Raw genomic sequence first — 13,933 nt, 5'->3', positions numbered from 1 at the left:
ACAAAAATGTTTTTTACGTCAAAACATATGGAGAGAGTGCTTCATAAAATAAAGGATGAGTATAGGACGGGAGATGAATATCAATGAGTGAAGGTTAGGCGGCGCTAGTTACGGATTATATGGCGGAATCATGTCAGGATGTTTTTTATGGCACCTGAAAGGTTTAACCTATTACATAAGGGTGAATTCGAAAAGGAGGCTGCACGAATGAAACAAATCATCATGTGTGTGTATAGATCCAGACAGGATGCGGCGCTTGCTATTATCCAGCTGCTGGACAAAGGATATAACAAAAAGGATATTTCCGTTCTTGGGAAAAATAAGAAGGAACTATCGATGATCAGTCATGATACAGGTCTGAAAAAACCTGAGTCTGGCAATGGGAACACGGGGTTGTTTGGAGAAATCAAAGATATGCTTACCAGCATCGAGCTCCGGTCCGAGATTATATGGGTGATTGGACCTGCTGCTGTTAAGCTAGCCGGGGCGGAGATTGGAACAGTAACGGATGGCTTGGTTGTAGGCCTGATTGGACTTGGCATACCCAAGGAGGATGCGCAAAAATACGAAGACTTCCTAATGGAGGATCATATCATCCTTATGATGGTGTGTGAACGGAGAGACGGCAGGGGGATTCGGGCAATTTTGGAGGAGCATCATGCGGTTGCGATTAATAAATAATACGGCGGTTTACCTGTACGGGTGTTCCATACAACAGGCTGAGCCGTCGTGCTTCTTCGGTTACTTGCGCAAGCATGGCATGCAGACGCTGGCTGATGGGACGAATGGTCTCCTTCACTTCTCCGTGTACGATAACATCAAAAACAATCATGTTCTCAACTCCTCAATTCTATTTATTTTAATGACTACATTCATGATAAAATAGGGTTGTTAACAGGAGATGAAATGAACCTTAGATTTATGTTAATTTTATAGTTAACACGGCTTTGACAAATGAGGAATATAATAGCTTTTTGAGAAGGTACATAAGGGAGGCTGAAAGGTTTGGGAAACGTCATTAATTTTGCGCACAGGGGCTCATCCAAGATATGTCCCGAAAACACGATGGCGGCTTTTAAAAAAGCATTGGAGCAAGGTGCCACCGGAATTGAGACGGATGTGCAGCTCACAAAAGACGGCCAGATGGTGCTGATTCATGATGAAACACTGGAGAGAACGACCAGCGGTACGGGCTGGGTGAAGGATCATACCCTGCATGAGCTGAAGGACCTGGATGCAGGCAGCAAGTTTGATCCAGCTTTTCAGGATGAACAGATTCCACTTTTGGATGAGCTTTTGGAGCTTGTCAAAGACAGTGGAACCATCATCAACATCGAGCTGAAAAATGGAGTCATTCTGTATGAAGGATTAGAACAGAAGGTCATTGAACGTGTGAGAGATTTTAAAATGAGTGACCGTGTCATTATTTCCAGCTTTAATCACTACTCCCTCTTTCTTTGTAAAAAGCTTGCGCCTGAGATTCGTACCGGCATATTATACATGGAAGGCCTCTACGAGCCTTGGGAATACGCTAAAACGCTACAGGCAGACGCTTTGCATGCATATCATTACGCAGTGCTGCCAGAGTTTGTGGCGGGCGCCAAGGCCGCCGGGAAAGCCTATCATCCGTTTACTGTTAATGATGTAAAAGAGATGCAGCGATTGCTCCAGGCTGGTGTGGATGGCATAATCACCGATTATCCCGATCAACTCGCGGCATTGCTGACAGCTAAAGCATAAATGAATTTATAAAAAATAAACCGGGCCTGCATTCAGGCCTGGTTTATTTGTGTATCGCTTGAAATGATTTGCAAGCAGTAATTAAGAAGAAATTCTGTATTCAGCACTAGGAATGATCGGACTGATCCCTGTCCTTGTGCTTTTTAGCCTCCTTGGAGCCTTCCTCCAATATATCCTCGATCATGCTGGTGGAGGAAGGGTTTTCAGTTCCCGGATCGGGAATGGGATCCACACCAGGGAATCTTGCTTCGTTTTCATGGTCGTCATGCTTATCCATCATAATCCATCCCTTTCTGCGTCAATATCGGTATAGGTTGATCCAAAGACCAACTCCCTATTCGAACGTCTGTGTTCTATATCTAACGATAAACCGGAACGGACAGGCTTGAATCAATGAACAGGCAGGCATAAGGCAAGAAAAAAACTGCTGCGGAATGCAGCAGTTCAGTTTGAAGTTATTTGAATGCAATCAGGCGCGATACATGGCTCACTTCATCCATGGGTATCCAGAATGAGCCAAGAGTGGTGCGCATTTTTAGTTTTCCGGGATCAGTGGATTCCTCCGGTATTCCAGTCAGAGTACTGCCGTCGACGCTTTTGACAAAGACATAATGCCCACGTTTGATGGCGAGTTCAATTTCTTTTTCCATGCGACTATTCTCCTGTGTTAAAGACTTTGGAATCATTTTCTATTCCTATCATACGGGAAATGAGGCCGGATATAAAGTACTTATTTGTTACAATCCTGAGAATATAGAACTAGATACAGGTATGAATCTTTCATACTATTCAAGAAAAAGACATGCGTTATCCTGAAAAACAAAGGAACATTCTTGGAAGTGTTAAGGATATGTATAATAAATGAGGGGATAAGGAGGTCGGGCAACTTACATAGCGATGATTAATTACAATAGAAATGACTGATGAGATCATCGAATATCATGGATTTTATAACAAGGGAAATCGATATGCAAGTGAATTTATGGAGTACGTAAATAACACCCAGTTATCCGAACGCGGTTCTATTAATTTGCAAGGAACAAATTCTCTATCTGCTGACTAGAGGCGGATTTTTTTTCGGGGAGTGAGCATGACATTACTACTTGGTGAAGTGCTGCCCAGGTTTGCGTGGTACGAGGTAGCTGGCTATAATTTATATGAATGAAAGCCGAGCCTCCTTTTCGGAGGCTCTCTTTTATATCCTCGCGGCTTCAGTGCTTCTTGTCAAAAGCTGCTCTCTAAATGAAAGATAAGTAGGTGAGATGTTGAATAGAACCACACACATATTAGTGGTTGAAGACGATAGTGACATCAACCAATTGCTGTGTAAAATCTTAAAGAAAAGCGGTTATTTCCCTCAGCCGGCCTATTCCGGAACGGAAGCTTTGATCTACCTGGAAAGACAGTAGTGGGATATGGTGCTGCTGGATTTGATGCTTCCCGGTCTGCCTGGAGAGGAGCTTCTCATGAAAATAAACGAGAAGAATTCGACTCCTGTTATCGTTATTTCAGCAAAAGAAGAACAGCAGACGAAAGTTACAACTCTACGTATCGGTGCGGATGATTATATAACGAAGCCATTCGATATCGAAGAAGTGTCGGCTAGAATCGACTCTCATTTAAGAAGGTACAGCCGTATGACCAGCATGGCTCCCAGCAATCGAATGGAGTATAAAGACATCCGTTTAGACAAGGATACAAAGATCGTAACGATCAACCAATCGGAAGTGATGCTGACGGCTAGGGAATTTGCCATTCTCGAGCTTTTCATGTCCTATCCGAGGAAAGTGTTCTCTAAGGCGAATGTATTTGAGAGTGTATGGGAGGAAACCTTTGTGGGGGATGACAATACGATTAACGTCCATATGAGTAATTTACGAAATAAACTATCCAAAGCAAACCCGGAAGTAGATTATATCGAAACGCTATGGGGTATGGGATACCGGCTCAAATAACAACTTAAGGTTTTCTTAATAATCCCTTTATGATCGCTTATGTCTTGCCTCCGATAATGAAGCTATCCCAAAGAGAGGTAGTGAGACGATGAGTGAATATGTACTGAAGTCCGATCATTTAACTAAGGTCTACAAAACGGACTATGCACTTAATCGAGTGAATATGTCCATCAAAAAAGGTTCGATATATGGTTTTATTGGACAGAACGGCGCGGGTAAATCAACGTTGATTCGTATCGTCAGTGGGTTGGCTTCCCCGACAGACGGTTCCATCGAATTGTTCGGTAAGAGGGATGCACAGGATCTGAGCGAGGCGAGAAAACGAATGGGCTCGATCATTGAAAGCCCGGCATTATATCCGAATATGACCGCAAAAGAAAATTTGGAGACCCACAGGCTTTTACGGGGGATCCCGGGCAAAGCCTGCATCGAGAAGACACTGACTTTGGTTGGCCTGCAAAATACGGGCAGGAAGAAAGCGAAAAACTTCTCATTAGGAATGAAACAGCGACTAGGACTCGCTATCGCTCTTCTTGGAGATCCAGAGTTTCTGATTCTGGATGAACCAACGAATGGCCTGGACCCCATGGGAGTCGTCGAAATGAGGGAGCTCCTCAAGAAACTCAATCAGGAAAACGGAATTACCATTTTAATATCAAGTCATATCTTAAGTGAGCTTCATCTGCTCGCCACCCATTTTGGCATTATTCATAAAGGGGAATTACTGGAGCAGCTGTCTGCGAGTGATCTTCATAAGAAATGCCAGCACTATCTGCATATAAAGGTAGATGATGCCGGGAAGGCGGCGGCTGTTATTGAGGGGGAGTTGGCTACCTCCGAATTTGAAGTCATGCCGGACGGAACGATCAAACTGTTTAGATACGTGGATACGCCTGGTAAAGTTTCCGTGACGCTAACGAAGGCTGGACTGGTTATCGAACAATTTATGCCCATGGGCGAAGATTTGGAAGCTTACTTTACGAGCCGGATTGGCGGTGAGCGGAATGAATAATCTTATCCAATCGGAATGGTTCAAACTGTGCAGGGATCGGTCGTTCCGAGCGCTAGTCTTGATCATCTCGGCATCCGGTTTATTTTGGTCCATTTTTCAATATATAGACCACAGAATGGATGGGGATGCTCCGGTTACCGGGATCGAAATGTGGAAAAGTGCGCTTTTAGGTAATTATATGATGATCATTGGGATGTGCGTGCTTGCCGGCTTCTTCATTTCCAGCGAATACACGACTGGCGTGATGAAAAGTATCGCTTCCAGCGGCAATAGCAGAGGAAGAATTATCGCTGCAAAACAAATCGTGTTCGCACTGGGTTCCGTCATTCTTGGTTTGCTGTTTCCCGTCATCAATTGTGTCGTTGCAACGTTGCTGACCGGTTTCGGGGAGCTGTCCGGTGAATCGACATTTCTATATTTTATAAGAACGCTTGGACTGCTTGTTCTTTACGCGGCAGCATTCGCATCGATCGCCACATTGATTGCAACGCTCATGGCCGAAAGTGGTAAAACGATTGCTTTTACGATGGTGTTCTTCCTGTTCATCGACATGTTCTTTGCTGTAGTGGGCCAATATATTTCATTTGTTGAGACGATATATGGTTATACGGTGTTTAAGCTGCTGTATGATATAGGAAATGTTTCCCTTTATGGCAGCTTGTTGGTTCGCATGGTTGTAATTCCGGTTATTACATTTGTCTGTTTCGGATTGTTGAGTGCATGGGTATATCGGCGAAAAGAAATAAAGTAAACTTGAGAAGCGGGTGAAGGCGGCTTGGTCTATATCGTTGCGGCTGTAAGTCTTATAGCTATTACTGCACTCATTCGCTTGTATATGTTGAAGAAAGAAATGAAACAAATTCATCGTCAGCTGCATGATTACAATCAAGGATTAACCGAAAAGAAAGTCGATCTTCGTTTTTTTGAACGAGATCTTGAGCAACTGGCCATCGAAATCAACAACCTTATGGATTTAGTAGCGGAGGCGAAAGCGCTTAGAAGGCGGACGGAGCATGAACTGAAGCAAAGTATTTCTCATATTTCTCACGATCTGCGCACGCCATTAACATCCATTCTCGGCTATATTCAGCTCTTGGAATCGGATCAGGTAACCGATGAAGAGAGGCGGGAATATATATCGATTGCCAAAAGTCGAACGAAACGGCTGCAGGTATTGCTGAACGATTTTTTTGAATTATCCGTCATAGAATCGATGGATTACGAGTTAAAAACGGAGAAAGTAAACATGAACGTCCTGGTTCCTGAAATTTTACTGGGATTCTACGACAGGTTTAACGAACGCAAAGGGGAAGCCGTTATTCAACTTACCGAAGAAAGGCTTCTTCTGACTGCAGATGAGTCTGCCATCAAGCGCGTAATCGAGAATTTGATAACCAATGCGATCCATCATTCCGATGGGCCCATCTGGATCAACATGGAAAGGCACGAATCGACGGTTGTATTGTCTATCCAAAACGCTGCTAATCACTTGCAACGAAGTGATATGAACAATCTGTTCGATCGATTTTATACAGCTGACCAATCCCGGTCGGGCAAAGGAACAGGCCTCGGATTAGCCATTGCCAAAAGTCTCATGGTCAAAATGAACGGAGAGCTGACCGCAGATTTATCCGAGAATCAAATTGTCATGAAATGCGTATGGAGATTGGATCACTAATACGGTAATTTGTCGATAAAAATGCAACAGAATGGATACGGTAATCCCATAAACTGCCCCCTTGAGTGTGAACTGGAGGGGCATTTTCTTTTTCCACACAAAAAAGCAGGATGAGGGCACGCCCCGGTCCTGCCTTCTTGCACGTTGTATGTTTCTTACTGCACTAAACTCTCCAAATCCGGTTGCAATTTGGTACGCAGCACATATAGCATGATTGCACCGACAAGGAACGCTACGGCATCCGCAATGACGAGCGACCAAACTACCCCGTGGAAGCCGTTCGTATGATTGGCGATAAACAATACAGGAATCAAAGTAATTCCTTGAATGATTGACATAATAAACGCGGCCGTTCCTTGCGCCGTTGCCTGGAAGATTCCCGTAAACAACGTGGTCATTCCGGTAATGAACAAGGATAAGAACGTCACATGCAGAATGTAGCTTCCCATTTCGATTAAATGCGGGTCATTCGTAAATAAACCAATCAAGTGGTCTGAAATCAAGTAGACGATGACACCGAACACAACGGCTAACGCGACAATCGTTTTGATCGTAAATCCAATGGTATGCTTCATGCGTAATTTATTCGCTGTAAAAGAGAAGGCAATGAGTGGAACAACTCCCTCGCATAACCCCATCAGAATAAATTCAGGAAATTGCAATAAACGTGATGAAATTCCGTAAGCCGCTACGGCCGGATCTCCATAATCAACAAGAAAATGGTTAAAGATGAGCGACATTGCACCCAAAAAGATACTCATTATAAAGACGGGAACTCCGATTTTGAATACATTGCTCAGAATGTTCCTGGTAGTCTTGAACCATTTTACAGAGACAGTTAAGAATTGGCTCTTAGTTCCCATATGAAATGCGTAGAATACACTCGCAACCAAGTTGGAAATGACTGTAGCAGACGCGACGCCGATCACGTCACAATGGAACACGAAGATGACTAACGCATCGAGAATAATATTTACGACAACACTGAGAATCATACCGACCATCGATGTGATTGCTGCCCCCTCCGAGCGCACGATATTCTCCAGCGTGAAGAATAATACGACGACTGGTGAACCCATAAGCATAATCGTGACATAATCCTTCGTAAATCCGAAGGACTCAGGTGTTGCCCCCAGGCCATGAACGATTGGATCGATCAGCGGAAGGCCGACGGCCATCACGATAAGACCAAGAACTAAGCTGCTGTAAAAGGCGAATGAAGATACATGCTTTACGTCATCATATTTTTTCTCTCCCAGCAAACGGGAGATGAAAGTACCGCTACCCATGCCAATCAAATTGCCTAACGCCATAATGATCGCGAATAACGGCAGGGTTAACGCCAGTGCGGTTAACATGGCTGTATTGTGGAGCGTACCAAGGAAATAGGCATTCAAGATGGAATAGATGACACTCATTGACGTGCCTAGCATCATCGGTACAGCAAAGTGAGCTACGGCTTTTGCGACCGGTGCTTTTTCAAAGTAATGGAGGTTTTCTGCATCCATGCGGGTCACTACTTTCTTTAATTTATTTTGGTCTTGATCTAACAGTGTTAGATTTTAACCTTACAGTGTTAGGTTGAACCTTACAGTGTTAGATGATATCATGATCCTATGAACCTGTAAAGCATAAACTTACACTGTTAGATAAAAGGGCGGATACCGATGAAAAAACAGCAGCCTCAGATTTCGGAGGATAAGATTTTGGAAACCTCGTGGGAGCTTCTTGGGGAAGAGGGTATCGAGAAATTCAGCATGCGACGATTGGCCGTCAGGCTAGGGATTCAGGCTCCCTCTCTGTACTGGTACTTCAAGAGCAAACAGAATCTCTACCAGCGTCTGGCCAACCAGGTATCGAAAATCATTCTGGAGGAGTACCACTCCGAAGGGGACTGGAAGGAGCAACTGAAGGGGCTTGCGGTAGCGGTGCGAAGCGTGCTCGGCCGATATCCTTGCTCCACGCAGCTCATGATGTCGACGCTGCCCCACGAACCGGACATCATCCGGTTCACCAACCGTATGCTGCTCTGCGTGGAATCCACGCCGCTCGAGCAAGAGCAGAAAATGCAAGTGGTCCTTACACTTATGAATTATGTCTTCAACTTCGTTCTGGATGATTATGAGCACCAGCGCAATGTTTCCGCGATTCTTAAGGAACAGGGATCGGAAGCGCTTCCGGGTGAGGAGATGGTTAGCCTTCTGCATTCCATGAGCGAGCCGGATGCGGGACTGTTCCGGAGAATGTTCACGAACGGACTGTTCGAACTGATGGGGACCGACGAGGCGTTCGAGTTTGGCTTGAAGCTGATTCTGTTAGGGATCGAGCAGGTGATACTGGAACAGGAGAAGTAGAATGTAAAAAACCGCTCATCCGGTTATGAAGTGCACCCCTTAGAATAGACATTGGAAAAACCCCTTGGTTTAACCGATGAATTCTAGGGGGTGTATTTTTTATGGCTATAAAAGGTCAAAAGTTTAAGACGTACTCTGAGGAACTCAAGATGGAGGCAATCCGTTTGCACGTAGAGGAAAAATGGACGTATCGGCAAATCAACGATCATTTGGGAATCCAAGACCAGAGTCGGATGAAGCGTTGGATGCGAAAATACCGTGAAAAGGGTGAGTTTGGTTTACTGGATCAACGAGGAAGGCGGAAGGAATATTTAGATCAAGAGCGATATGTTCACAGTTGAAACGGGAGAATACGATGCTAAAAAAGTGTTTGGAAATCTGGATGCAGGAGGGAAAGAACAGCGCTTCAAGCTTATCGAACAAGCAGCGAATGTCGGCCAAGTAGCCGAACACTGCAAGCTCCTTGGCGTCTCTAGAAGTGGCTATTACGCGTATTTGAAGAGGAAGAAGAATGACCGAGATGCCGAGGCTAAACGACTCCTTCGCACCGTGTATCAACGCTACGAAGGAAAGTATGGCTACCGTCAGATCCAACTTTTCTTGTGGCAGGATGAAGGTGTATGGATGAATCACAAGAAAGTACTGCGCCTAATGCAAAAGCTTGGTCTTCAAGCCAGCATTCGCCGGAAACGTCGATTTAATATGACATACCAGGCTGCCGAGCGCGTGGCTGATAATCTGCTTAAGCGAAATTTCACAGCCGAAAAACCAAACCAGAAATGGGTGACGGATGTGACTCAATACCGGATAGGCGAGCGCTGGCTGTATCTTTCGGCAGTGAAAGACCTATTCAATAACGAGATTGTGGCCTACCAACTTAGCGAACGTAACGATAATGAACTGGTACTTCAGACGTTCGCTAAAGCATTTGCTAAGCGAAAAGACGTGTCCGGATTGGTCGTTCACAGCGACCAAGGGTTCCAGTACACGTCTCATGCTTACCACGACATGCTGCCAAAGGTTAGCGCCCAAATCAGCATGTCTCGCCGGGGCAATTGCCTAGACAACGCCTCCATGGAGAGCTTCTTCTCGCATCTCAAAACGGAAGGGCTCTATCCCTATGATATCCGAAATCTGGCAGAGGCACAAAGGAGAATTGAGAAGTACATACAATTTTACAACCAAAGGCGACCGCAGCGTAAATTAAACAAACTGACGCCGGTACAGTACCGGCGCCAGTTTGCAGCCTAGGTGTTTTTTCAATGTCCACTAAATGGGGTCTTGACCAGTTAGTGGATGGGCGGTTTCTATTAGAATTACTGTTGTTAATGAATGTATAGTTCTCCGTCTGAAATTGCAGGGTGAAGTGATAGATGTTAGTATCAGCTTATACTACGTTAATAAACCTGCTGAATTTGAGGAGATCACTGATGAATTTATCTGAAAAAGAAAAGGCTGAGAAAGGCCTGTTGTACGACAACAATAATGACAAACAATTAGTGCAGGAACGTCTCAATGCTAAAGAACTGTGTTATGACTATAACCACCTTCGTCCGAGCATGATGGAGGAAAGGGAGACTCTTATTAAACAGCTTTTAGCAAAAACGGGAGAGCGGTTTTTAATAGAACAGCCTTTTATATGTGATCAAGGATACAACATTGAAATAGGAGAGAACTTCTTCTGTAATCATAATACGGTGATGCTGGATGCAGCCAAGATTACTTTTGGAGAAAATGTGTTTATAGCGCCAAACTGCGGATTCTATACGGCTGGACATGCACTAGACGTGGAACAACGCAATCAGGGATTAGAAATTGCCTTACCGATCACGGTAGGAAACAACGTATGGATCGGTGGAGGAGTATCTATTTTGCCTGGTATTACAATCGGTGATAATACCGTTATTGGATCAGGGAGTGTAGTGACAAAGAGCATACCTTCCGGGGTTATTGCAGCTGGTAATCCGTGCAAAGTGATCAGGGAAATAACAGAAGCAGACAAGGATAAGTATCCGCGTGCTTAATATGTTCAAGGATAGTCACCTTCATGGTGGCTTTTTTTTATTTCTTCAATAAAAAAGAGTAACGGCTAGTTCGGATGAGAGTTATTCGTTATACATAGATTCAGCTAATCGCTTAAGCATTGAAAGTACGGATTGACCTTCGTCATCGTCTTCCGAGCTATCACTGTTGCTGTTGTCAGAGCCCGGCCGATTGTCGTTCTGTTCAATCGTGAGCAAGGTTCCCTCTTTTTCCTCACTTAAAGTATAACTCATCGTGAAGTGATTTTCTGGCTTGTCCTCTAAGCCTGGACGTGGAACGAAGAGTGAGTATCTGAGAGAATGGCAGGGTGTAAACTCTAATACCGTGCCCCACTGTTCGAAGATATTTCCTTCCCATTCCGAGCGAAACCGAATCTCGCTGCCGATACTCCAATCAGTTATAAGATCACTTCCGTACTGCCACTGTTTAACCAGCTCTGGTTTTATTACCGTACTCCATACTCGTTCTGCAGGTGCATTAATAAATATGCGGGACGTACTCGTGGACATTTATGTTTCCCCCTCGAATATTTGGTTTCTTCATTCAATTATTCGGTCGGTTTGGGTCTAATTCCTTGAAATAAACAAAAATTAAAAAACTTGCCGATACTTACAGTGCGGTGAGCCTTATCACAATTAGTGGAAAGGAGTAGAAGGTTTAACGGGCAGAATCACTATTTTGAACAAAATCATATTTCCGGTGAAAAGAAAAAAGCCCTTGATAATCAAGGACTTTTTCTGTATGATCTGCAGTGGGCTCGAACCACTGACCCCTACCCTGTCAAGAGTAATGAATCAATATATAGAGCCGTAAAGAGATTGTTAACGTTTCATTGTGTTTAACCACAATCTAATTATTTGATTACTTTAAATTATAAAGTAGTCACACAGATAAGTAAAGTGGTCATTATTCTGTTACCTCAAAAAGTTCCTCTATGGTCAATCCAAGTGCTTTAGAGATAGCAAATAAATGATAATCATCATGTCTTTTATTCGTATCAAATCGACTAATTGAACCTTGAGGGATACCAGTCACTTCGGACAGTTTCATTTGAGTCCAACCCTTTTGTTTTAATAACTCCGTCAATTTAGGTCTTATTTTCATTTGCAATCACCTCATCATATATATTGTAAAATAATACGATATTCGATAATTAATATCAAATATTGTTTACACTCGGTATTCGATATAGTATAGTGAATATATCGTGATACATTAAGGGGGATATTATGACTACACCAATGATTCCTGTTGTAGATTCAAATATGTCGTATGTTAAGGCTAATGTGAAATGGCTTTCCTTGGAAGATATTCACTATGTAACAATTATCAGCAAAGAAAAAGGGAAGTTTGAATACCATACTGAAACAGGAGTTTACTACTCCATCACAAGAGTTGAGGATTTAGCAGAAGCATTAGCGCTGTTTAACATGGTTGTTTGTGATCGTGCGGTGATAATCAATCCTGAACATGTTACTAACTATAATAATGAGTTAAAGTTGCTTCAATTCCCAACTGGAACTGCTACTGTTGCAACATCTCATGAACGGAAAATTAAAAGTCTAATATCATAATCAACATAAGAAGACAGGAGAATGTTCCTGTCTTTTTTTGTGCCATTCTAAACTTGTACGAAATCACTATTAATAGATTATATATATAGTTTTTAGGAAGGTAATCAAGTATGGCAAGCAGTAAACATATAAAAAACTAGATGTTTAGAAATAGCCTATAAATCCGTATGTATCAAGGGTTTTCTGCATTTCCATAAAATTTTATATAGTGATAGAGAAGATAACTTTACCAAAATAATCGAATTCATTTTCCTATATTCTAATTGACTTTTTCAGTCCTCACAGAAACAGAAAAGAAACTCAGCGTTCCACTTAAAGACAAAAACACCATATAAACATTGATTTTTCTTATAATGTTTCAAATATTTAAGATGGTCTTTAAGGGAGTGGGTAAGTGTTTGAATGGAAGAAAAAATAAGACAGTTTAGAATTTACTCATAACCCCATATAAACATTGGCTTTTTAACTGGTGAAGTGAAATATAAATTACAAGAATCGAACACAGCATATCTTAAATACCTTGATTTATAAGGGTTCATGGAGACTAGCATCAAAAAACAAGATGGTCTTTTAGGGAGAGCGAGTCATCTGCCAAAACTGAAAATAATATCTTTAGTTACAACTTTATAGGTTGATGGAGTATTATAGCCAAAACTTGCACACTTTTAAAATGAAAACATGCAAATAACCTATATAAAATAAGTCGTTTTTGTGGACTCAAAAGGTCTTCATATGATAGGTGGGGTGTAAAAATCGCTAAAAACGTCACACTTTTTTAAAAAAAGGTCAAAAAAACCCTTATAAACAAATGTGTTTTTGACTACCCCAAAGTAATACATATGATAGGGGTAAATGTAACGGTTTAGAAACACCCCGAAAAACGCCGAAATTCCACGTGGCACTAAGTGTCTCGGGTTTTAATGTGTGGCGTATTTATCAGTATGGATAAGAGGAGAATACCAGAATTTCATTGACTCCATATACCTATATGGATTGAATGAAGGATTGGTTATCCTTCACAGCATTTTGTTTTCCATATTTATATCCTCCAATTTATTGGGGCACTTCATTTGAAGTGTCTCTTTTTTTCTAAATTTTTTTAGTTGGAGGAACTTTATTAAGAGAGGATGTATCAAATGGAGTTTACGACAGAACAGCAAGCATACATTGACCAGATGCTTTCTGATTCAAAAGCAACATGGGAAACTGAGATTCTTACACCGTTGATGACTGAACGTAATGACCTGCTTCAGTACAAGCCAGTGGAGAAATCAGACTCAGAAAAGGCACTAGAGCAACGTGAACAGGAATTGTTCAAGAAAGAATTGTCTATTGAGTTGAAAGCGAGTGGACTAGAAGACTTTGCTGATTTTATTAATGTCGGAAAGGTCGATGAACTGAAATCTAAAATTGAAGCATTGAACAAGATTCTTGAAGCAAGAAAAGTAAACACGTCTTATGTACCTGATGACCACAAACAAACAAGCGCATATGATCAAGCAGCATCAAAGAATGATGTTACAGGCATGATTAGTGCAAAATTATCTAAACTATTTAACTAAAACAAATCTAAGGAG

General features: G+C 42.4%; 17 protein-coding genes and 1 pseudogene. 12 read left to right on the top strand and 6 right to left on the bottom strand.

The features are described 5' to 3' along the window. The first annotated feature begins 207 nt into the window (after window positions 1-207). The gene (locus tag E6W40_RS16580) at window positions 208-681 is read left to right on the top strand and encodes a general stress protein (RefSeq protein WP_168928952.1); all 474 of its coding nucleotides are present in this window, start codon (window positions 208-210) and stop codon (window positions 679-681) included. Here the strand turns inward: E6W40_RS16580 and E6W40_RS16575 are convergent. Beyond that, the gene (locus tag E6W40_RS16575) at window positions 671-832 is read right to left on the bottom strand and encodes a mechanosensitive ion channel protein MscL (RefSeq protein WP_136606466.1); all 162 of its coding nucleotides are present in this window, start codon (window positions 830-832) and stop codon (window positions 671-673) included. The genes E6W40_RS16580 and E6W40_RS16575 overlap by 11 nt on opposite strands. A 173-nt stretch (window positions 833-1,005) precedes the next feature. Here E6W40_RS16575 and E6W40_RS16570 point away from each other — a divergent pair, with 173 nt between their 5' ends. Further along, entirely contained in the window at window positions 1,006-1,740 is a 735-nt protein-coding gene (locus E6W40_RS16570; protein WP_136606465.1) for a glycerophosphodiester phosphodiesterase, read from the top strand. A 106-nt stretch (window positions 1,741-1,846) separates the two neighbouring features. Here the strand turns inward: E6W40_RS16570 and E6W40_RS29535 are convergent, their stop codons facing one another. After that, window positions 1,847-2,020 carry a hypothetical protein gene (locus E6W40_RS29535; RefSeq protein ID WP_168928951.1) on the bottom strand — a complete coding sequence of 58 codons (174 nt, stop codon included), beginning with the start codon at window positions 2,018-2,020 and terminating at the stop codon, window positions 1,847-1,849. Window positions 2,021-2,195: 175 nt separating this feature from the next. Next, window positions 2,196-2,390 carry a hypothetical protein gene (locus tag E6W40_RS16565; protein ID WP_136606464.1) on the bottom strand — a complete coding sequence of 65 codons (195 nt, stop codon included), beginning with the start codon at window positions 2,388-2,390 and terminating at the stop codon, window positions 2,196-2,198. A 615-nt stretch (window positions 2,391-3,005) separates the two neighbouring features. On the opposite strand from E6W40_RS16565, the pseudogene E6W40_RS16560 reads away from it, so the two are divergent. The 4 genes and pseudogenes from E6W40_RS16560 (at window position 3,006) to E6W40_RS16545 (ending at window position 6,385) form a co-directional block, all read left to right on the top strand. After that, window positions 3,006-3,695, top strand: a pseudogene (locus tag E6W40_RS16560) (response regulator transcription factor). Window positions 3,696-3,783: 88 nt separating this feature from the next. Next, on the top strand, window positions 3,784-4,707 hold the full coding sequence (locus tag E6W40_RS16555) for an ABC transporter ATP-binding protein (RefSeq protein WP_136606463.1): 924 nt from the start codon (window positions 3,784-3,786) through the stop codon (window positions 4,705-4,707). Then, a complete protein-coding gene (locus E6W40_RS16550; protein WP_136606462.1) occupies window positions 4,700-5,458 on the top strand; it encodes an ABC transporter permease in 759 nt (252 codons plus the stop codon). Before E6W40_RS16555 ends, E6W40_RS16550 begins: the two co-directional genes overlap by 8 nt. Before the next feature lie 24 nt (window positions 5,459-5,482). Then, window positions 5,483-6,385 carry a sensor histidine kinase gene (locus E6W40_RS16545; RefSeq protein ID WP_136606461.1) on the top strand — a complete coding sequence of 301 codons (903 nt, stop codon included), beginning with the start codon at window positions 5,483-5,485 and terminating at the stop codon, window positions 6,383-6,385. A gap of 155 nt (window positions 6,386-6,540) precedes the next feature. Here the strand turns inward: E6W40_RS16545 and E6W40_RS16540 are convergent, their stop codons facing one another. Next, a complete protein-coding gene (locus tag E6W40_RS16540) occupies window positions 6,541-7,893 on the bottom strand; it encodes an MATE family efflux transporter (RefSeq protein WP_136606460.1) in 1,353 nt (450 codons plus the stop codon). Window positions 7,894-8,052: 159 nt separating this feature from the next. On the opposite strand from E6W40_RS16540, the gene E6W40_RS16535 reads away from it, so the two are divergent. From E6W40_RS16535 to E6W40_RS16520, 4 genes are all read left to right on the top strand, one after another. Further along, window positions 8,053-8,739: a TetR/AcrR family transcriptional regulator gene (locus tag E6W40_RS16535; protein WP_136606459.1), complete on the top strand. Its 687-nt coding sequence runs from the start codon at window positions 8,053-8,055 to the stop codon at window positions 8,737-8,739. A 101-nt stretch (window positions 8,740-8,840) separates the two neighbouring features. Further along, on the top strand, window positions 8,841-9,080 hold the full coding sequence (locus E6W40_RS16530; protein ID WP_136606458.1) for a helix-turn-helix domain-containing protein: 240 nt from the start codon (window positions 8,841-8,843) through the stop codon (window positions 9,078-9,080). After that, window positions 9,067-9,990 (top strand): IS3 family transposase, encoded by a 924-nt coding sequence (locus tag E6W40_RS16525; RefSeq protein ID WP_136606457.1) that lies wholly within the window; start codon window positions 9,067-9,069, stop codon window positions 9,988-9,990. Before E6W40_RS16530 ends, E6W40_RS16525 begins: the two co-directional genes overlap by 14 nt. Window positions 9,991-10,169: 179 nt before the next feature. Next, window positions 10,170-10,763: a sugar O-acetyltransferase gene (locus E6W40_RS16520; RefSeq protein ID WP_136606456.1), complete on the top strand. Its 594-nt coding sequence runs from the start codon at window positions 10,170-10,172 to the stop codon at window positions 10,761-10,763. A gap of 81 nt (window positions 10,764-10,844) precedes the next feature. Here E6W40_RS16520 and E6W40_RS16515 read toward each other — a convergent pair whose 3' ends face one another. Together E6W40_RS16515 and E6W40_RS16510 are read right to left on the bottom strand one after the other, a co-directional pair. Further along, window positions 10,845-11,291: an SRPBCC family protein gene (locus tag E6W40_RS16515; protein WP_136606455.1), complete on the bottom strand. Its 447-nt coding sequence runs from the start codon at window positions 11,289-11,291 to the stop codon at window positions 10,845-10,847. 397 nt (window positions 11,292-11,688) lie between these two features. Then, on the bottom strand, window positions 11,689-11,886 hold the full coding sequence (locus E6W40_RS16510; RefSeq protein WP_211147017.1) for a helix-turn-helix domain-containing protein: 198 nt from the start codon (window positions 11,884-11,886) through the stop codon (window positions 11,689-11,691). Between the two features lie 125 nt (window positions 11,887-12,011). On the opposite strand from E6W40_RS16510, the gene E6W40_RS16505 reads away from it, so the two are divergent. Beyond that, entirely contained in the window at window positions 12,012-12,356 is a 345-nt protein-coding gene (locus E6W40_RS16505) for a LytTR family transcriptional regulator DNA-binding domain-containing protein (protein ID WP_136606453.1), read from the top strand. 1,136 nt (window positions 12,357-13,492) lie between these two features. Further along, window positions 13,493-13,918, top strand: coding sequence for a hypothetical protein (locus E6W40_RS16500; protein WP_136606452.1), 426 nt, complete (start codon window positions 13,493-13,495; stop codon window positions 13,916-13,918). Window positions 13,919-13,933 lie beyond the last annotated feature (15 nt).

The organism is Paenibacillus dokdonensis (assembly GCF_004916975.1).
GTDB classification, from domain to species: domain Bacteria; phylum Bacillota; class Bacilli; order Paenibacillales; family Paenibacillaceae; genus Paenibacillus_AQ; species Paenibacillus_AQ dokdonensis.
The sequence above is the reverse complement of the archived record's forward strand: the minus strand, read 5'-3'. Positions and strand labels throughout refer to the sequence as shown.